Origin of the sequence: Legionella oakridgensis ATCC 33761 = DSM 21215 (assembly GCF_000512355.1) — a bacterium.
Taxonomy (GTDB): Bacteria; Pseudomonadota; Gammaproteobacteria; order Legionellales; family Legionellaceae; genus Legionella_A; species Legionella_A oakridgensis.
The window spans coordinates 1999297-2018564 of sequence record NZ_CP004006.1 but is presented as its reverse complement, the minus strand read 5'-3'; the positions used below and the strand labels follow the sequence as shown (position 1 = coordinate 2018564).

The following is a 19268-nucleotide window of genomic DNA, read 5'->3' as shown; positions in this document are numbered from 1 at the left end:
ATGAGTCTGATTCAATGGGGTAAACGAATTATTTGTCTCGCATTGCTCATTAATCATAGTGTGCATGCCGGAGAAATAACATTAAAAGACAGTGTATCAACGACCACTGTTGAAGAAGCCGAACCCAAAAGTATGTTGCCCACGGAAACGGTATATGCCAACTGGATATTTTCTGGCATGGCAACCAATGAAAACGGTGGGCATTACGGGTATTTTTTTCAAGTGCAAAGGAATAATAATACCTTTCATGCCCTTTCTGCGGTATTTGATAGTGAAAGCAAGCGAATTCTTCTTTTTGATGAAAGTTCTGCCACTATACATGAACCTAAAACCAGCAGTTGGCAAATTGGTCGAGCCTTTTTAAGTTTTAACCCCATTAATGAAAGTTGGATTTTTGGATTTAAAATCAAAAATAAAGAAGGTTTTAATTTTAAAGTGGATATGTTAAGTCATCCTGAAAATACCCCAGTTATCCAGGATTTACGTTCAGGCATGGAATTGCTGGTTAGTCAAACAGGACGATTGAATGGTCATTTGCAAATTGGCGAAGAGGAAAAAGAGCAATTTGTCACCGCAAAAAATGCCTGGTATCGCCATGTCTGGCTGACAAAAGATCAGGAGACATCACATCCTTTTTCCAGTTTGTTATGCCGATTTAATGATGGCAGTGGTTTGTATTCAGTGAATGTACCTGAAGAAGACGCTTTTCGAGGAGCCGTGGCAGGGCTATGTGACGCTCAGGGAGCCTCCAGGGTCATATCACAATTTATCGACATTAAGAAAGATAAAAAAGAAGATGTTTGGCATATTCGTATCCCATCTCCTGCACTGCATTTGGTTTTATCAGAGACAATCAATCAGAATTCGGTAGTGGCAGGGTTTATTTCCAAAGGAGAGAAAACAGGATTTTGCTTATTAAGCAAGGATAAACTTGGCGAGTCAACTGCCAGCCAACCAGAACCTGCGAGCGAGCATTCAGCAGAACCTAAAGCTTAGTCGTATTTTATGACCTTATTAATTTTTAGGATTTCGCTCTGTTTTTTCAGGGAGAAAAAGCACTAAAATGCTGGCAATCAGGAGTGCTCCAGGGATGGTTAGGAGTGCCATCTGATAGTCGCCAAGTGTGTATTGGCCTTTTTGATTGAAAATATCTAATAGATAACCAATAAGGGTTTGAAAAATAGGAACTGTTAATACCGCTAAGGTGTTGGTGAAACCGGTGCATGTGGATAATAAATCGGCGGGTGCCAGTTCATTGGCAATGGTATAAGCCAGCATATAAGCGCCACAGCAGCAACCCATGATGAACATTAACAAACCGATGACAAAAGGATTATGTAAGGGTAAATACAGCAACGCTAGAAATAAAATGGTAGTCGACAGACATGAGCTTAAAATCAGAGGTCTTCGCTGATTAAACCAATTGGAAAGCATCCCGAACAAAGGACAACTGACCCCGGCGCCAAGGAAAAAAAAGGCTACTAAAATCGTTGCTTCTTGTAAACTTCCGGCCAGTTTTACCTGCAGAAAAGGAACTGCCCACAATGCTCCAAATACGGTGACAATAATAAAGCATAAGCCGACAAAAAGACCGTTGATCCAAGCTTTGCCGTTTTTCAGAATTTGTATAATTTGTTGGCCATAATCAGGGGTAGGTTTTGAGGATCGGGGGCTATTGGGAATATTTATCCAGCATAAACAGGATATAAATAGGCCAAGCATGCCTGCTGCAATGATAAAATAACGCCATCCCCAGGAAGAAATCACTTTTCCCATACTGATCATACCAATGACGGTGATGATAAAAGCCAGCGTTTCTGAAAAACCAATCATGAAGGCAAATTGTTTGATGGGAAAATATTGTCGCAGGATATGAGAAAAACCGACAAAAGCAAAGGCAGATCCGGCACCCATTAAAAAACGGCCTATAAAAAGTCCGGCAAGACTATCGCTTGCTGCAAATACGAAACAGCCTATGCTGCAAAGAAAAGCGTTTATCGCCAACAAGCTTCGACTGTTTTTGCGATCAAATAATATGCCAACTGGAATCTGCAGAGTGGTGTAAATAACATATAATGAGCTGCCGAGTAATCCTGCGGTCAGTGCGGTAAGATGCATGTTTTGCATGATGGCACCAATGACCACACCGGAAGAGAGTTGCATAAAAAACTGAAATAACACAAAAGAAACACCGGCCAACCAAATGCCGAAACGAGACCTTGGGATATCTACGCTAACTGTTACCATAATTAGGCTACTTTATGAATTTTGATTAGCATTCCTGCTTGGGGGTGATCAAGATAATAAACAACGTTGGGTTTTAAACGCTGTTTTTGAGAAAATATAAACGATAGCTCGTTACTGGTAGGGGATGAAAAAAATAATTCAGTATCAAGTAAATAATAATTGCTTTGTCGGACGCGTAAGGTGCCTTCCACATTCCAGCCGTTATTATGGGTAGAGGATAAAACAACAGGCCGTTGATTATTGCTGGGTTGCAGCCAAGTATAATGAAACAGTATTCGATATTGTGGTTTGCGGTTCAATACCCAATATTCATTGCGTAATTGAGAGGCAGATGCAGGCAAAAGATGGTAGGGGGTCCTTGTATTATCCAAACTTTGCAGCGGGATGGCTGTATGAGTGTCTGGGGTAACCAGCGGCGATAAAGTATGCTCAGGATTCTCAGAACTTTGTTGATGAGTAAAAACAATTATATCAATTTGATAGAGGGTGTGAGTGTTGGCATATCCAAAACAGCAATTCGCTAATAAACTAATAAATAAAGTGATTCGTAGCATAATAAAGGTTATCGATATTCAGTAGCGACATTATACACACTTGGTATGTTTTGTAATACTTTCCCTTGTCGCTGATAAAAATGGATTTTCAAGGATTGGATTGCTCGGTGATTAATAAAATGATAGCATGAGCAAATTTTATCCTTATCGATCGGTGAAAAATCCAACTATGCCATATTCACTCAGAAGTAAGTCTGCCAGAACCAGAAAAAGCCGAGTCCGAAAACTTCCAGAACGGTTTCGTGATTACACGTTAACCAGTAATCCTTTTGCCTTTCAGTTTTCATTGGATGAATCCAGTAAAAAACGCCACTTCGACTCGGATCATGGAAGAGCTAAAAAAGGACAAGTAAATAAAAGAGGGCGGGTAAAGGAACATGATGATGCGGTTGACACCGAAAGCACCATGTATTCACTTGGAATCAGCAATATGCATGCCACCGATTATCTTCCTTCTCCTTTGGACAAGCCTGAGTTATGTGCGGTAAGGCCTGTTAATCTTCTCAAAGCATTTGGTGGTTATGGATTGTATGCTACGGTAACGATTCCTGCTGAAACTTGCTTGGGAGAATACACAGGCAGGGAGTTTACGATAGACGAGTTTGAACGCTACCTGGAAACAGAGCCTGGAGCAAATCCTAGTTATGCCATGGATATGGATAATAGAATTATTGATGCAAGAATAGCAGGAAATTTTACTCGATTTATAAATTTTTCTGATAGCCAGGCTAATGTTGAGTTTAGGGAAGGAAGAAGAGGGCATCAACGAGTAGTGATGGTCGTCGCAACCAAACCCATCTATGCTGGTGAACAAATTTTAGTAGATTATAACAAGTATGATGAGCATGCCTCTAAAGATTATTATTTTTTAAATCCTCAAGACAGCTGGCAGTCCACGTGGGAAATGTATGAGGAACATTGTGCGCGTTATGAGCGAGTCAGATATCCTATTGTATTGGATTATTTCCATATTGCCGAAACAGATAAAGTGTATTCGACCAAGCTAGGGATGATGGTATTGGAAGGCGCTCATTTGGATGAGTCGGTGGAAGAACTGGCGGATGAGGTGAATTTGCCTTATTTAAAAATGGATAGCCATCGTAGGATACTGGATGCGTCTGAAACCGATTTATTTACCCCACTCATGATGGCTTGTTTTTTGGGCCAAGTGGAGAATGTTCAATGGCTCATTGAGCATGGTGCCTGCATTGATCAACAACAAAATCACTCAGGCAATTGCCCGCTTTTTTTTGCATTGGAAGGTTATCGCCGTGATGAAAGCCGGCGTCCAATATTCCTGGAAATCATGAGACGATTGATTCTTCAAAATGCAAATCCTGCAGTCCATGATAGAGCGGATTTAACGTTTCTGCATAAGGCTATCTCTGTTTTAGCGGTAGAGGATTTGGGTTTGGTGATTTCGTGGTTAACAAGTCAGCCTGATCGTGATTTTACTGCGTTGTATGAATATCTTAATGATCAGGATAATGACCTCATTTTACATTGCCTTAAAAATAAATTATTTGGTCAGTTTGGGCTTTTATTAAGCGCATACCCAACGTATTTTGAGGATAATTATACCAAGGCTGATGAAGAAGATATGGCATTTTATACCCAGCAATTTAAAAAAGCCACGGAGGCTTATTCAGAGGCTGAAATAGAGTGTCTCCTTGAATGTTTGACAGGTGCGGGCATTGAACTCCAGGATGAACTTCGTGAAGCGGTTGGCTTGCCGGCTGCAAGTTCGGCGATACGGCTGTAAAGTTCAGAAACCATCATACCATATAGAACCATCTAAGAAGCATAAAAAGTTGGATTTGCTGCATTTGTGGTAATATTCAAAATTGCAAATAAAACCGTGATTGCTTTTTGGTTTTGGATGACGCTAAAAAAACTCATAAGTCAAATCAGAAGAAAGAATTACTGAGAGTTATCAGTAAAGATAGTCATTCATTACCTTGATTTTGTTGTATGATACGCTTGTCTGACACAAGTTACCATTTTAAATGTGGTGATGCTCTAAGCATTTGGATTCTTTTATGGGGGCGCTTTTCATACCTCCTAATTCACTATAGACTGAAATAAGGTAAGTATTTCTTTAATAACCAATTACGACAGCTTAATTCACTAAGAAGAGAGCATTGTGAAATCGCATAAAACCCTAAACCACTCTGGAAAAACACCATTAAAATATCAATTATTGTGGATATTATGGAGCTTTTTTTTTCTCAGTCAGGCAATAGCGCCTGTATTTGCTAAAAATAATCCGTTAAAAGACCATACATGGCCAAATAAAGAACAATTGCACGTCATTGAACAAACCATCCAAAATTATCCTTTGGAAAAACAGTTAATTTACCCGCATCGCCGTTTTCTTAACAACGCTCAACCAATCAATGTCGTAAAGCAAGTATTTGATAAAGAGCAGAATTACAGTCAAATCACATTTCAAGAGGAAGTGAAGTTTTTTCTGACTACCTTTGAGAAGCCTGTTAAATTCATATTGTCTGTGTTTATGAAAGACGTTGTTTTTTCTAATGTTATTTCGCAGACATTCATCAATTTTGAATGGGCGTTTTTTATGAAAATGCTTCTTTTACTTATAACCAGTTTGATAATCAGATTAATTTTTACCAGGCTGTTTTTAAAAAACAGTCAATTTTTACGCCTCAAAATTTATGAATGCCAATTTTACCGATGTCAATTTTGATGAGAATGCTATTTTTACCAAGGCGATATTTAAAGACAATACGTTGTTTATTGATGCCAGTTTTGCCGGCGATGCTAATTTCAATGAAACTTATTTTGATGGCAAAACCAATTTTAGTCGTGCTATTTTTCAAGGTGATGTGACGTTTAATAGAGCAGTTTTCAAAGAATTTGCAAGTTTTTCCTATGCCCAGTTTAGAGGACATGTTTCATTAAATCATACCGAATTACCAAAATATTTTGATTTTTCCTATGTGACAAACATTCGAGATGTCATTAATTTTAATAACAGCAATGATCTTTATAGTTATGAAACCAGCATTAATCTGATAGGTACGGATATCAGTAAATTAAGGCTTGATTACAGCTTTTTTTCATTATACTTTCCTGAAGACACCAGTGATACCGACATCAGAAATGTGTATGAAGATCTTATCAAGTTGCAGAAAGATTATGGCTATGATGCAGGCTATAAGAAGATAATGATTGAATACAATACGTATACTTATATGAAAAATAAGCAATATATTAGATACTTTTTCGATAAGTACCTATGGAATTTTGGATTTGATAAAACCAACCTGATTTTAATTGTCATTTATATCATTATTTTCTTCAGTTTAATAAATAGTTTTTTTATTCTACGTTGGAGCGAGAAATTTATCATATTCCTTTTTTAAATATTCAATCAAAAAATAAAGTGATTGAAAATAATGTTTTCTTACGTTACTTGTTCTATTTCCCCCTTTCATTAATATACACATCACTGATTATGATGGGTGGGTTTATTGGTTTTAAAGCCGATTTTATATCCATTAAGAAAAAAAATCTGTTTCTTTCACTTTATCTATTACTCATGGTTATAAGCGGATTAATATCCATATTTTTGATACTGCAGTATATTGTAAAATAAGCAATACCATGATTTTGATTCAACAAATAATAAAAGCGTGGACTAAACATGACTAATAAATCCAAAATGGTTCGAGATGCTCGATATAGTAGCTTGCGAAAAACTCATAAAAAACTAGTGACGTTATGGGCGATGGTTCTTTTTTTTGCACTATTAAATCTAGTCTTGACCTTTGGGTTTATTATCCAAAAAAACAAATTGATAGCGTTAATTACAAAATCCGATGAAATCAATGTAAAAATGATTAAGCTGAGTAAAAAGGTCGATGCGGTGCCATTTTTGTTGGAAAAATATGTATTCACCTTATATTCCTGGTATCTTCAGATTTATTGGCAGCAATTGGAATTGGATTTTACAGTTGATAATTTAATTTATGAACTGTCAAAATTTAATGAATTTAAAAGGGAGGTTGAAGACATAAATAAGGCTGACAAAGAGTTAAGGGAAGAAGAAGTGCTGGCTTTAAAATTGATGTTTTCAGCGTATCATATTCCTCAAGAAGTCATTAATGATAAAATCAAAGCTTATCAACTTTCTGAACAGCAACAAATGTTATCGGATGCAGACAAGTTGCAACAAAGTCACGATATTTTATTTGACATCAACCGTCAAAAAAAATTGGATATGATTCAAAATTCTATTGAAACCCTACGTAAGAAAATAAGCCAGAAATATGACCATAAAATAAAAACTGTAAAAGAAACGATAGGCTGGCTTGAAATGCTGTTGATTATTTCTTCTGTGTTATTAATTTTATGCGTGATTTCCATTGTATGGCTACGTTTAATTAACAAATTAATTGTTTTAAGGTCAAGAGCTTTCATGCCATCTCCGAATTCCAAAAAATAAACATCATGTAAATCATTTTGCTCATACAGCTTAGGCAAGAGTATATTTCTGTTTGCTTGGGATCGCATGCAATTTTAGAAGTTCGGATCCTTGGGATGCATAATATTTCCTTAATCTTCCATTGATATTCTGTGAACATGAACCATGATTTAAGAAAGGATTGACCAATGCCTCCCAGAAGAACAACGGAAGATTATTTTCGCATCATCAAAGAAAATCATAAGAAATACCTTGATGAACATATGGTTACCCACCTTGAGATTAGCGGCGGGATAAAACAAGCGCAGTTGGTTGAGAAGTATGCTGATAAAATCAAACTTTATCGTGCTACTAAAGAACGATATTTAAATCATGCCGTCCAGCAAGTGTCTTTAGCATCAAAAGTTGGTCATGGTGCTTTAGCGGCATTGCTAGGCATTGGTGTAGGCGGGTTGGCTTATTATGCGCAAAAGGACAGCGCAATTTCTGAAGCGCTGAATCCTCTGTCAGGCGCTAAAAATATAGCAGCTGGGGCATTCAGTGCGGTGATTGGAGCCGGTGTCAGTTACTTGGCTTACCAAGCTTGGTTAAAAAGTGCCAAGCATGCGGCAACGGATGATTTTGCCCAATTTCAAGAAGCCATGAAAAAAGCAGGCTTCACGGATGAAAAGTACGCACAACTGTCAGCGGAATTGGTCAAATTATTTCATTTTAGAGAGTGTGTCCTGCTGGGATTAAAGGATGGTAGTGGTACGAACATACGGGAAGAATTTAAAAAGAAATACTCTCCTGATGATGAGCCGTTTGACGATAAGGCGCTTAATATAGCCATTGAAGCTTATTTTCTTGAGCAATTAAATCATTTATTCGATCATGCTTTTAAAGATATTTATGTTATCCATGATCATGAAATTCAGGCAGAAGAAGCACAAAATCCTATCTTAACCTGGTTAAAGAGCTTCTTTGAAAAACCAGAAGAAAGGCAAAAATTTACCCAACAATTGCAAATCCAGTTCATGGAGCAATGTTTAAATTATCTTGAAGCCGAGATGGCAGAACCAAGTTTTATTGCAAAGCATCCTTATGCAACGGCAAGCATCACTGGCTTGGCCGCAGGTTTGGTGGTGTTGACGGTCGCGGCCACTGTTTTGGGAGGACCTGTCACCCTAGGCATTATCACCATTGCCTTAATTACCACAGCAATTACGGCTGCGGCTACCTATTGGGCAGTCAATCATGTGGATGCATTGCACTACAAACGCAGCAAGGAAAATCGCAATGCCATTCATCAAACGATTGAACATGTCACTACCGAATGCACTCGTTTAGAGCGTTTGATTAAACAAGTCGTTGAAACAACCCCTGAAGATATTAAGCAATTAGAAAGGTATCGTGAACACCCTGAAGGAGGATCGTTTCTGGACCATTTCAAGCGGTTTGGCAGTCATGAAGAAGTAGCAACGGGGGCGGGGAAAGCCTGGATAAGAGAACATGCTTCTCGTTATCGTCATAGTAAAGCCATAGAAATTGACTTATCGGCGCAGCATAAGCAATTGATTGAAAAAGGTGAAGCACAAACGGCAGCAATGCAAGGTCATTTAAAAACAATGATGAACTCTGACCGAGTTATTGCCATGCCGGAACCTTTGCAGCGATACATTGATGATACCAAAGCGTATCTGATTAATCCTGAACATCATGATTTTATTAACAAATTTGAATTGGTCGAAAAAATCCGCCAGCAAGTTCTGGATATTGTTGCAGCCATTCCCTCAAACGCCCCACAATCATTGCCTCAGCCGTTGATTGATTTTTATACATTACCTGTTGAAAAAGGTGGATTGGGTGGACTGGCGTCTGATTTACAACAAGTACGTGTATTGGCTCCAATCTTACCTGACTCTATGATAGCTTCAGCTAAAGAGCATCCTTATTACCCATTGTTAGTCAGTGCACAACGACTTAATTTTGCCTTGTCTCGGGATGATAACCGGGCATTTATATTAATAGGCGATGCTGGTTATCGAGAAATGCTGGGATTGCCGGCGACTGTTCCCGTTGACCGCATTGAAAATACACTGCATGCAGGAAACATTCAACAATACTTGCAAGCTTCTTTTAATTTTTTATATTCACTAAATCAAACGGGAGCAATGGACACACTTGACAGTCTGGATAAGCCATTTCAAAACAGCAAGGAATTTAATTTGTATCGCATGTTGTTAATTAAACAGCTGGCTTGTCTTGCAGACCCCAATAATTTGCGTATTGATGAAGCAATACGGCGCGAAATCTATAAGTTTGCTCAAGAGCGATTGCAAATTGATCCAACCGTTGTGTTTGATGATGTGTTGAATCAGTCCTTATTTATTCAACGCGAAGCTGGTGGTCCTAGCATCCAGGATCCTTTAATGTTTGAACGCTCCGTTGCAGATTTAGAATACGTGGCCGAAGCCATTCGTGTCGACATGGCTTATGCTTCCACGCCAATGACTCCTCGTTTGTTGATTGCCATGGAAGCAAAAGATTTTTTAATTCAAATGGGAGATACGGAGAAAACGATATTTTGTTACGGCAATTCCAAAGCGGTTTTGATTCCAGAGGTATCCGAGTCTTATGTTGAAAGAATAAGAAATACTATCGCAACGACTCGAGCTTTTATTGTCGATATGGCCAACCGGGATGTTTTAATAAAATCCAATGCATTAAAAAGTTATTTGCGTGATTCAATGCAAGAAATAGCTCAATTACATCAGGCGATTATAAGTTTGGATCAAATGCTGGGGAATGCTAGTAAATTTAATTCTCCTGAGTTAAGTGCTGCTTCCGAATTATTAAAGCAGTACCAGGAAGAGTTGAATTTGCAATTACAGGAGCCTGTGGAGTCTGTTGAAGTAACGCCATCTAAAAGAGATTACTCTCTTTCCTTTAATTTCTTCAGGAAGCGCCCAAATGCCGAAGGGGTTACACGCCATACAGACGCGTTAACTACTGCAATGAAAGTGCAATGATGACTAGCCTGGATAGCGCGAAGCGATATCCGGGAGATAAGATGGACTTAAAACCTGGTTACCGCAAGGCGTTAACCAGGCTACGAGGCGGATGTGGTGTGGAAACTATTCCATCTCGATATCTTCATCTTCTTCTTCCGGCTCACGGAGTTCCTGATTGTATAATTTCACTTGCTCTCCCGGTTTCACATTGTTCAATTTATCAGCTTCTTCTTTTGGAACCACGGCTTTTATTGTTGTTCCGGAGTCCGTTTCTAACATAATGATGGTAGTGGCAGGTCGGGCTTCTGCAGAATCACCTTCTGCAAAGGCCGTTCCAGCAAGTAAAGCCATGGCAGCTCACTGAGAATCGCTTTCATCATCAATCTCCTGATTTAAAAAAAACGCAATTCAATAAAGTATAGACCAGAAGAAAAGTTGGGGTTGTAGCCTGGATAGCGCAGCGCTATCCAGGAAAAGGATTTAAACTGGACTATAAGATTACCAAAAAAGTCTCAGAACGAGGAATAAGATGATACTTAGCCCAATGAAAAATAAGGCTATGGCCAAGCGGTTTTTCTGTTGTTCTTGTTTGATCCATGGCTCAAAAGCGCCATTTAAACCAAGAAAATCATTAATGACTTTTGCTAGCTTAAGTTTAGGTTTTAAGAGCGAATCATAAGCAGAGTTTAATGGTATTTCAGTTTTATCGTTAAGAATCAATGCAACGCGATAGCAGCGTTGACCTTTACTCGTGGTACTTTCTTGAATTACCACGTCATGGATTTTATCTAAAGAATAATATTCTTCCGTTTGCTGAATGATGTTTTTGCGCACAATTTTAAGTTGATTGGTTGTCTTATTAAATGTCAACAGAACGTTTTTTGTTAACAATAACAAAAAAGCCCTATGCCAACAAAAATCAGAAGAAAGAATGTTGTCCACAGCGGTAGTAGTGGTTGCAGAGATGCAATAGCCAACGTTTGATTTTGGCAATGCTGCAAAAAAGCATTAATTTGATGGACAGCAGCCCACGCATTTGCCTGGCTTGATGTGCCATTGATAGAACTTAAAGGAATTTGTCCATCTTGGGTAAGCAACCCTACATGATAAGTTATGTTCCCTTTAGAAGAGCGTTGCGTGGTTACTGTTGCTTTTTGCAGCTTTAACAAGACGGTTTCTTGTGAAAAAATAACCGTTTGGTTATTAATCGGCATTGATTGGTGGAGTCTTCTGGGCGACATTGGCATTGTAACTCATAAGATTGTGTTATCAGCCATATTGAGCCAACGCCGATGAGTATAAATAACAGTCCTATTAACCGCATTGCATGTTGAGGTAAGTGGATAAGCAGCTGATTTTGGCGTACATTGATTTTCATGGGTTTTTTAGCTTTATAATTCTTAAACGAAGATCATATAAGTATTATAGACTTAAGTAAGGAGTGACAAGGATGACAACTAAAGAATGGCCTGCTGATAATTATGCTATTGGGTCTTACATACAAGCCACAGTGGCAGAACCCTATCTTGCTCATCTTGATATTAAAGCTGGTGATGCTGTACTGGATCTTGGTTGCGGCAATGGTGCATTCAGTTTAAAAATGGTTAAACAATATCCTATGGCCTCTTTTTTAGGAATAGACGCTTCTGAAAATATGCTGGCACTGGCGAGCAAAGAATTGGCTGAATATCCCCATGTTTCTTTACAAAAAGCGGATGTTGAAGCGATGGAGTTTAATAATCAGTTTGATTGGATTGTGTCTTTCTGGTGCCTGCAATGGGTACATGATGTAAAAACCGCATTTGCTAATATTTATCGAGCCTTAAAATCTGGCGGGCGATTGCTTTTGATTTTTCCAACCGGGGATGATCCTTTTATGACGACCTTTAAAGCAGTAAAGGAGTCCAGGCAATTTGCAATATTAGATGATTTTCAGCCGCCAGTGGATTACCAAAAATTTAAAGAGTTGGAACAGACGCTTCGCTTTTTGCCGTTTAAGTCATTTCAGGTAGAACGTGTATCACAAAGCTTGCTTTTGCCATCGCTTGATGTGTTCCGAACATTTGTGAATGGCATTGCTTTCTATCATGGTCAAGTGCCTGAAGAGCAAATAAAAGACCTTAATGAGGCGATGGTTACAGCATTTGCTGAACAATGTCGACAAAGGCATTCAGGCAAATTGCATTTTGATTTTACTATTTTTTACCTGACTGGAGACAAATAATTAAACCGGACTTATCGCAAGAAGGTAAATAAACCGGCTAATAGCAAGAGAAATAGAATGAATCCAGTATCTCTTAAACGCTCTTTGTCAAAGTTGCATGTGACCTTTTATGGATTAGGGACCATTTTAGGTGCCGGTATTTATGTCCTGGTTGGTAAAGTGGCTGCGAAGGCTGGCCTTTATACGCCATTGGCATTTTTATTAGCGTCCTTTATTGCTTTATTTACCGCCATTTCTTATGCCGAATTAAGTTCACGATTTCCTAAGAGTGCCGGTGAAGCGTTTTATGTATATAAGGCATTTCACAAACCATGGTTATCTGGCTTGATTGGCTGGTTGGTCGTTTTTACGGGGTTAGTGTCTGCGGCTGCCATAACTCGCGGATTTGTAGGATATGTTCAACTTTTTATCGATGTTCCAGCGTGGGTTGCTATTATAGGCTTGATTTTTCTAATGGGTGGTATTGCCATCTGGGGTATTAAGGAGTCGGTTACGATGGTGATGCTCATTACCTGGATTGAAGTAGGAGGCTTGCTCATCATTATCTTTCTGGCTCATGATAGCATTCTACGATTGCCTAGCTTATGGCATGAGGCCCCGGCCATGGGTAATTTCGAATGGACAGGTATTTTTTCTGGAGCTTTTCTGGCTTTTTATGCATACATTGGTTTTGAAGACATGGTTAATGTGGCCGAAGAAATAAAAAATCCTGAAAAAAATCTGCCTCCTGCCATCTTTTGGGCACTGGGCATTGCAACCTTATTGTATATACTGGTGGCATTGGCAATGATTCTGGCGCTTCCCATGGAAACACTGACGCAAAGCGAGGCGCCGCTTGCAACCTTTATTGCAGCAAAAGGATTTTCTCCCAGTTTAATTGGACTTGTCAGTCTGGTGGCAATCGTCAATGGCGCCTTGGCGCAGGTGATTATGGCTTCCCGTGTTATGTATGGTATGGCAAAACAGCACAATGCTCCCCGATTTTTAGCAACTGTCCATCCTCATACTCAGACCCCGGTGATGGCTACTTTGTTGGTCATGATGATTATCCTGATATTAGCCCTGTGGTTTAAGATAGAAGCATTGGCAAAATTGACCAGCACAGTCATCCTATGTGTTTTTATGATGATTCATTTAGCACTGATCCGGATAAAATATCAGAAGGAAAAAAATGAGGATGCTGTGACTTATTCTATTTTTTTTCCTATCACTGGACTTGTTTTATCCATTTTGTTTTTACTCGGTCAATTTTTGCAATTATAGGTTTCTCACATTGATTAAGATCTCGGCTGGCTTCGGACAAGCCGGACAATAAAAAGGCTTAGCCTGGAAGCATAAAAGGTATTTACTTCGTTGCAGGGTATTTGTTGCGAAGAAACCAGGCTTCATTAACGGTTGGTTTTTTGATTTAATTCACAAAACAATACCACTTGATTTCTTCCATGATTTTTAGCGTAATAGAGTGCTTTATCTGCGGAGTCTATTAATTCATCTGGTGTTTTACCATCGATAGGATATGAGGAAATTCCAAGCGAAACGGTGATTGGTCCTACTGCCTGCGCCCCATATTTGATTTGTAGTTTGGACACTTCTTTACGAATATTTTCAGCACGAGTTCTTGTGCTCTCAAGATCAATATCATAAAGAAGAATAAGAAATTCCTCGCCTCCATATCTTGAGGCTATATCACCTTCCCGAATGTCATGTTGCAGTATGCTTGCCACTTCTTTCAAGGCGGCATCACCGGCATCATGGCCATAGGTGTCATTGATTTTTTTGAAATGATCTAAATCCAGCATGATGAGGGAAAGAGGGGACTTCGTTCTTTGCGCTTGGCTGATTTGTTTAAAAAGAAAATCTTCCAAATAACGACGATTGTACAACCCGGTCAAGGGGTCACGTATCGATTGATAACGAAGATTTTCTCTTAAACGCACATTGGCTAAGGAAAGCGCTGTTAATTCAGAAAATGCAGTAATGAGCAGTTTCTGGTTTTCATCTTCGAGCGGTGAAATGTCTTGTATTATTTCAAGATATAACAATCCATAAATATCGTTTTGAGCCATCAACGGAATGCAAAGTAAAGAAGCCTTTTTTTCTTCAAAGGAATGAATATGTTCGCAGTGCAATGCCTGATGCGATAAATTGATATGATGGATGCGCCCCAAGCGGATGCCCCAGCATTCGTCTGGTGAAAAGGTCGTGTCTTGTGCATTAGGATTTCCCCAACTGGCTGCCTTTTCCAGATAATTTTTAGAAGGGTGCATGATGTATAAGTAGCCGCTGGCAAATTGCAGTAATTGTTTGGAATAATTCTCCATAACGTCGGTCAACTCTTTTTGCGAACTGCAGGCTAGCATGATATCGCTCATTTCAACGAGGAGAGTAATTTGTTCATTTTTAATTTCCAGTGCTTTCATCCCAATGGCAAGCTGTTCATAGGAGTGCTGCAGTTCGGAATGTTCCTCGATGCGTTTGGTAATATTACGAATACTTTGTACGGCGCCTTGAATCGAATTATCTCCGTTTTGAATCAGGCTTGAGCTTATTTCATAAATATTTTTTTTATGCTCGACAACACACTCTATTGTTTTTTCATACAGTTCGGAATGCAGTGACTCTTTCCAGAGTTGAGCTATTTCATGGCGATTTTCTGGAAGATTTATCAAAGCCTCTTCCAATTGCATACCAACAGCAACTGGCTTGCCAAAAAGACGCTTGAATTCTCGTTGATAAGAATCATTAAAAATAATAAGTCGTTCTTCTTTATCAAACGCTGCAATCATATCGTTTGAACTTTCAATAATTTTTCGCAAACGATCCTGCGTATTTTTATTGTGATACTCGGTTTCTTTTCGTGCGGATAGCTCACGATTGGCTAGAATAATGACAAATATTAACAAGGCGATGCCGAACGCGTTTCCAAAAATTAATATGAGGCTGGTAATATTTGCACTGTTGAGTACGGTTTCAGTGCGTTCTTGCAAGAGCACTCGCTCTACGGATTTAATTTCTTGGCCAAGTCCCTTCACACGGCTGGAAGCATCCTGGCTGCGACTAAATAACTCCAATCCTTCCTGAGTAAATAACTTATTGGTGATTTTAAGTTGTAATATTTTGTTTGAAATTAACAGACGTTGTTCAGTCAGGGTTATAAAACGCAAAACACGTTGATTTTGATCAGGATTGTCTTTAGTAAGGTTATTGAGATTTTCCAATGACTTTTTGAGTTGTGATTTTTTAGTATCAATATCTCCTAAAAAATATTCCTGGCCTGTAATATAATAAGCGCGGTTATGGGATTCAATGTCAACAATCTCATAAAGTGCGGCGTCAATGTTTTGAATGACTTCATGCGAATGAATGACCCAATCACTTTCGCGAATGAGTGCTTTTACCTGCGTATAGGAACCGACGCTTAGAATCAGCAGAAAAACAAGGGCTGAGATAAAAATCAAATTAAGCATGGGCCTGCTTAACCGCAGGCTTTTAACAGGTTGATTTGAAGAAATTAAGTTATTGTGAAAATTATTCAGCATTTAAGTCCATCATCCTGATGCATCATCCTAATTTGAGCAAAAAAATACTCATCATATTGTATCAGTATAGACGACAAGAGGGCGTTGGATGGTTTTTTAAGGCCTTAATTGGCCATTTCCATGAATGAGCCATTTGTAGGAAGTTAAGGCTTCCAGAGCCATGGGGCCACGAGCATGAAGTTTTTGCGTGCTGATGCCAATTTCAGCCCCCATGCCAAATTGTCCACCATCGGTAAAGGCGGTTGAGGCATTGACGTAAACCGCAGCTGCATCCACCTGTTGGAGAAAATAAGTGGCGGCCGCTTCATCTTCGGTAATAATGGCTTCACTATGACCAGAGGTATAAGTGGTAATGTGATCAATGGCTTGCTGCACTGATGAAACCGTTTTAATGGACATTTTATAAGAGAGAAATTCGCGGCCAAAATCGGCAGGACTTGCTTTATGCAGTAAGGTTTGTGGATAAAAGGATAAAAGCACAGGATAGCTTGCTTCATCGGCAAAAAGTTCAACCTTTTTTTCTAGAAGCAAGCCAACCAATTGCCTTAAATCGGTGAGTCTTTGTTCATGAATAATTAAGGTGTCCAGTGCATTGCAAACGCTGACCCGTCGAGTTTTGGCATTATTGATGATCAATTGCCCTTTTTGTAAATCACCGCTTTTATCGAAATAGGTATGTACTATCCCGGCGCCAGTTTCAATGAAGGGTATTTGAGCATGCATACGCACAAAGTTTATTAAGGCTTGGCTTCCTCTGGGAATGCAAACATCCACCAAATTAACGGCGTTTAAAAGAACATGCAATGCTTGTCGTTCGGATGGTAATAAATAAAGGGCGTAAGGATCTATTCCAAATTGAGTTAAGGTTTGATGAATTAAAGAAACCAAATATTGGTTACTGTTCATGGCTTCTTTACCACCTTTTAAAACACAGGCGTTTGCCGTCTTAAAACAAAGTGCAAAAACGTCAACGGTTACATTTGGACGTGATTCATAAATAATTGAGACAACGCCAAGAGGAACGGAAATCTTTTGAATGACCAGGCCATTTGACATGGTTTTTTCACTTAATGTTTTGTGAAGGACGGAAGGAAGCGATGCGACGTGAGTAACATCCTCAGCCATCGTATAAACGCGCTCTTCCGTTAATAACAGACGATCGTATCTTGGATCATCCTTTGCCATTAAGGCCAAGTCTTTGTGGTTTTCTTGCAATATCTTGGGGCAAGCTTGTCGTAAATGTTCAGCCAGCTTCAGTAAGATCTCTTGTCGCATGGTTTCATTTATTGCTATAAGGCGGCGACTTGTTTCTTTCACACGCTTCAAGCGGTTGACTAGATCTTCTTTCACAATCATCTTCCTTATTTGGATAAAAGTGCGCTGGATCAGCAAACGTTGGAATACTTCTCAGGATTTAAGGAAAGCATTCAGTGATTTTCGCAGCAATACCTTTAAAAGAGAAGGGTCATATTGAATACAGGTGCAATTGATCATAGTGGATAAATGCAGGTTTGTCCTTCTGTCCCAGGTAGTCGTTTAATTGAGTTGCATCATATCGTGCAATACCTACCCCGACTTTTTTGTCATCCAACGCGCGTATTTCAACTAGGTCGCCTTTTTTAAAAGCACCAGTCAGTTTTTCGATACCAACAGGCAATATGCTGATGATGCGATTTTTTTCTTCAAGGATTGCGAGCAAGCAGAGATTGACATAAATGGCACCGCTTGGGTTGTCACTGCTATAAGCAATCCATCGTTTGATGTTTGATTTTTTCCTGCTGGGTATGATGACTGTACCCAGAGATTCTTCTTGCATGAGACGAAGAATGATGTCAGGCTGATTAATGTTGGCAATATGCGTCGTAATGCCAAGCTCGGACATTTTTTTTGCTGTTCCAAGTTTGGTGTGCATACCGCCCCGCCCAAGGGTGCTTTTTGTCGAAGAAACATCCGGCCATTGGCTTGCAGAATCAATCCTTTGAATGAGTTTGGCATCCATATCATCAGGATGACCAAGATAAACGCCATCTACAATGCTTAGAATAATCAATTTATCGGCGTTGATTTGCGCAGCAATAAGACCTGCCAGTTCATCATTATCTGTAAACATTAGCTCTTCAATTGCCACACTGTCATTTTCATTGATGATGGGAATGATGTTGTTATGTTTTAATAATTCATGAATTAATCTTGCAATGTTTAAGTAGTGTTGCCGCGTTCGAAAGTCCTGTTTAGTTAATAATAATTGGGAGGCAAGCAAGTGATGTGACTTAAACATGCTGGCATAAAGATGCATGAGTTCATGTTGACCCAAAGAGGCTAATACCTGTTTTTCACCAATGGAGCTGCCATATCGACGACCAAGATATTGTTCCGCCACCTTTCTGCCTGAACCAACGGCACCTGAACTAACCAGCACCACTTGATGTCCGGCTTGTTGTAAAAAGGCAATTTGTTTTACTAAATCAAGCATGATGGCTTCGCATGGTGTTCCATCTTCGGACAAAATGCTTCGTGTACCTACTTTGATAACAATCTTCATAAGAATCCTGGTTACTTATTTTTTATAAATGGATTTTATTTAAATAATATCCTGCTCTTGGAGAGTAGGTACAGGCTTTGCGCCAAATATGTTATATATAGCAGGAGGTTGGATCAGCGGGAGCAATGGGGGCCTGATGAAAGTATACTGGGGACAGAATTTACCCTTGCATAAAAAGTAAACTGGATGCGTCTTTATCTGCATAAACGCACCACAAAATATTAAGCGCATCTTCATGTTGCAGAGGTTTGACAATACAGCCAGATACATCTAAATCACTTATAGCCAGCTTTTCTTGGGTTGTGTACGCACCAGTAAGCACGAATACCTTAACATCTAAAAAGTGAAAGTCTCTTCTTAATTCTTTCAAAAAGTCAATACCATTCATTTGAGGCATGTTGAGATCAAGCAATATCGCGCTTGGTTTGATTTTATGCTTGCCATTACGTCCATATAAACTATCCAGAGCTTGTATTCCATTCTTGGCGATAGTAATGTCAACTTGCTTATTCGTTTTGCTAAATTCACGCTGAACAGCCTTAATGTCAACATCATCATCTTCTACGTACAAAATATCAACCTTCGTGGTCATGTTAAATCTCCCTGACATTTTGCGCCCGGCGCATTATAAATGCCTATATTTACATTATACATCAATCGTGCGGCGTATTGGTCGAAAAAAGCCGTTATTTTGTGGAAATTTTAAGATTTCTTCAAAG

General features: G+C 39.1%; 17 protein-coding genes. 8 read left to right on the top strand and 9 right to left on the bottom strand.

Annotated elements, in window-relative coordinates:
* Nucleotides 1-996 carry a hypothetical protein gene (locus LOA_RS09815; RefSeq protein WP_051399005.1) on the top strand — a complete coding sequence of 332 codons (996 nt, stop codon included), beginning with the start codon at nucleotides 1-3 and terminating at the stop codon, nucleotides 994-996.
* An 18-nt stretch (nucleotides 997-1014) separates the two neighbouring features.
* On the opposite strand, the gene LOA_RS09810 is transcribed toward LOA_RS09815, so the two are convergent.
* Nucleotides 1015-2247, bottom strand: a complete 1233-nt coding sequence (locus tag LOA_RS09810; protein WP_081726646.1) for an MFS transporter — start codon at nucleotides 2245-2247, stop codon at nucleotides 1015-1017.
* A gap of 2 nt (nucleotides 2248-2249) precedes the next feature.
* Nucleotides 2250-2801 (bottom strand): CsiV family protein, encoded by a 552-nt coding sequence (locus tag LOA_RS09805; protein WP_025386187.1) that lies wholly within the window; start codon nucleotides 2799-2801, stop codon nucleotides 2250-2252.
* Between the two features lie 127 nt (nucleotides 2802-2928).
* On the opposite strand from LOA_RS09805, the gene ankI reads away from it, so the two are divergent.
* The 5 genes from ankI (at nucleotide 2929) to LOA_RS09780 (ending at nucleotide 10262) form a co-directional block, all read left to right on the top strand.
* A complete protein-coding gene (gene ankI / locus LOA_RS09800; protein WP_051399004.1) occupies nucleotides 2929-4563 on the top strand; it encodes a Dot/Icm T4SS effector AnkI/LegAS4 in 1635 nt (544 codons plus the stop codon).
* A gap of 381 nt (nucleotides 4564-4944) precedes the next feature.
* Complete coding sequence (locus LOA_RS09795) at nucleotides 4945-5511, top strand: hypothetical protein (protein WP_025386186.1); 567 nt, start codon at nucleotides 4945-4947, stop codon at nucleotides 5509-5511.
* Complete coding sequence (locus tag LOA_RS09790; protein WP_025386185.1) at nucleotides 5480-6190, top strand: pentapeptide repeat-containing protein; 711 nt, start codon at nucleotides 5480-5482, stop codon at nucleotides 6188-6190. The genes LOA_RS09795 and LOA_RS09790 overlap by 32 nt, the downstream gene beginning before the upstream one ends.
* 281 nt (nucleotides 6191-6471) lie before the next feature.
* Complete coding sequence (locus tag LOA_RS09785) at nucleotides 6472-7272, top strand: hypothetical protein (RefSeq protein WP_025386184.1); 801 nt, start codon at nucleotides 6472-6474, stop codon at nucleotides 7270-7272.
* 167 nt (nucleotides 7273-7439) lie between these two features.
* Nucleotides 7440-10262, top strand: coding sequence for a hypothetical protein (locus tag LOA_RS09780; protein WP_025386183.1), 2823 nt, complete (start codon nucleotides 7440-7442; stop codon nucleotides 10260-10262).
* A gap of 105 nt (nucleotides 10263-10367) precedes the next feature.
* Here LOA_RS09780 and LOA_RS09775 read toward each other — a convergent pair whose 3' ends face one another.
* The 3 genes from LOA_RS09775 to LOA_RS09765 all read right to left on the bottom strand — a co-directional run bounded on the left by LOA_RS09775 (nucleotide 10368) and on the right by LOA_RS09765 (nucleotide 11458).
* Nucleotides 10368-10595 (bottom strand): hypothetical protein, encoded by a 228-nt coding sequence (locus tag LOA_RS09775; RefSeq protein WP_025386182.1) that lies wholly within the window; start codon nucleotides 10593-10595, stop codon nucleotides 10368-10370.
* A gap of 147 nt (nucleotides 10596-10742) precedes the next feature.
* Nucleotides 10743-11135, bottom strand: a complete 393-nt coding sequence (locus LOA_RS09770; RefSeq protein WP_158423047.1) for a hypothetical protein — start codon at nucleotides 11133-11135, stop codon at nucleotides 10743-10745.
* A complete protein-coding gene (locus LOA_RS09765; protein ID WP_148294896.1) occupies nucleotides 11129-11458 on the bottom strand; it encodes a hypothetical protein in 330 nt (109 codons plus the stop codon). Before LOA_RS09765 ends, LOA_RS09770 begins: the two co-directional genes overlap by 7 nt.
* A 236-nt stretch (nucleotides 11459-11694) precedes the next feature.
* Here LOA_RS09765 and LOA_RS09760 point away from each other — a divergent pair, with 236 nt between their 5' ends.
* Together LOA_RS09760 and LOA_RS09755 are read left to right on the top strand one after the other, a co-directional pair.
* Complete coding sequence (locus LOA_RS09760; protein ID WP_025386179.1) at nucleotides 11695-12468, top strand: class I SAM-dependent methyltransferase; 774 nt, start codon at nucleotides 11695-11697, stop codon at nucleotides 12466-12468.
* Nucleotides 12469-12525: 57 nt separating this feature from the next.
* Entirely contained in the window at nucleotides 12526-13731 is a 1206-nt protein-coding gene (locus tag LOA_RS09755; RefSeq protein ID WP_025386178.1) for an APC family permease, read from the top strand.
* Nucleotides 13732-13856: 125 nt separating this feature from the next.
* On the opposite strand, the gene LOA_RS09750 is transcribed toward LOA_RS09755, so the two are convergent.
* The 4 genes from LOA_RS09750 to LOA_RS09735 form a co-directional block, all read right to left on the bottom strand.
* Nucleotides 13857-16007: a sensor domain-containing diguanylate cyclase gene (locus tag LOA_RS09750; RefSeq protein ID WP_025386177.1), complete on the bottom strand. Its 2151-nt coding sequence runs from the start codon at nucleotides 16005-16007 to the stop codon at nucleotides 13857-13859.
* A gap of 96 nt (nucleotides 16008-16103) precedes the next feature.
* Nucleotides 16104-17357, bottom strand: a complete 1254-nt coding sequence (locus LOA_RS09745) for a glutamate-5-semialdehyde dehydrogenase (RefSeq protein ID WP_025386176.1) — start codon at nucleotides 17355-17357, stop codon at nucleotides 16104-16106.
* 115 nt (nucleotides 17358-17472) lie between these two features.
* Nucleotides 17473-18549, bottom strand: a complete 1077-nt coding sequence (gene proB, locus LOA_RS09740) for a glutamate 5-kinase (protein WP_025386175.1) — start codon at nucleotides 18547-18549, stop codon at nucleotides 17473-17475.
* A 160-nt stretch (nucleotides 18550-18709) separates the two neighbouring features.
* Nucleotides 18710-19141 carry a response regulator gene (locus LOA_RS09735; RefSeq protein WP_025386174.1) on the bottom strand — a complete coding sequence of 144 codons (432 nt, stop codon included), beginning with the start codon at nucleotides 19139-19141 and terminating at the stop codon, nucleotides 18710-18712.
* Nucleotides 19142-19268 lie beyond the last annotated feature (127 nt).

Coding starts and splice junctions, on each gene's coding strand:
- LOA_RS09815 (WP_051399005.1), top strand. CDS start 1: ATGAGTCTGATTCAATGGGGTAAACGAATTATTTGTCTCGCATTGCTC.
- LOA_RS09810 (WP_081726646.1), bottom strand. CDS start 2,247: ATGGTAACAGTTAGCGTAGATATCCCAAGGTCTCGTTTCGGCATTTGG.
- LOA_RS09805 (WP_025386187.1), bottom strand. CDS start 2,801: ATGCTACGAATCACTTTATTTATTAGTTTATTAGCGAATTGCTGTTTT.
- ankI (WP_051399004.1), top strand. CDS start 2,929: ATGAGCAAATTTTATCCTTATCGATCGGTGAAAAATCCAACTATGCCA.
- LOA_RS09790 (WP_025386185.1), top strand. CDS start 5,480: ATGAATGCCAATTTTACCGATGTCAATTTTGATGAGAATGCTATTTTT.
- LOA_RS09785 (WP_025386184.1), top strand. CDS start 6,472: ATGACTAATAAATCCAAAATGGTTCGAGATGCTCGATATAGTAGCTTG.
- LOA_RS09780 (WP_025386183.1), top strand. CDS start 7,440: ATGCCTCCCAGAAGAACAACGGAAGATTATTTTCGCATCATCAAAGAA.
- LOA_RS09775 (WP_025386182.1), bottom strand. CDS start 10,595: ATGGCTTTACTTGCTGGAACGGCCTTTGCAGAAGGTGATTCTGCAGAA.
- LOA_RS09765 (WP_148294896.1), bottom strand. CDS start 11,458: ATGCCGATTAATAACCAAACGGTTATTTTTTCACAAGAAACCGTCTTG.
- LOA_RS09760 (WP_025386179.1), top strand. CDS start 11,695: ATGACAACTAAAGAATGGCCTGCTGATAATTATGCTATTGGGTCTTAC.
- LOA_RS09755 (WP_025386178.1), top strand. CDS start 12,526: ATGAATCCAGTATCTCTTAAACGCTCTTTGTCAAAGTTGCATGTGACC.
- LOA_RS09750 (WP_025386177.1), bottom strand. CDS start 16,007: ATGCTGAATAATTTTCACAATAACTTAATTTCTTCAAATCAACCTGTT.
- proB (WP_025386175.1), bottom strand. CDS start 18,549: ATGAAGATTGTTATCAAAGTAGGTACACGAAGCATTTTGTCCGAAGAT.
- LOA_RS09735 (WP_025386174.1), bottom strand. CDS start 19,141: ATGACCACGAAGGTTGATATTTTGTACGTAGAAGATGATGATGTTGAC.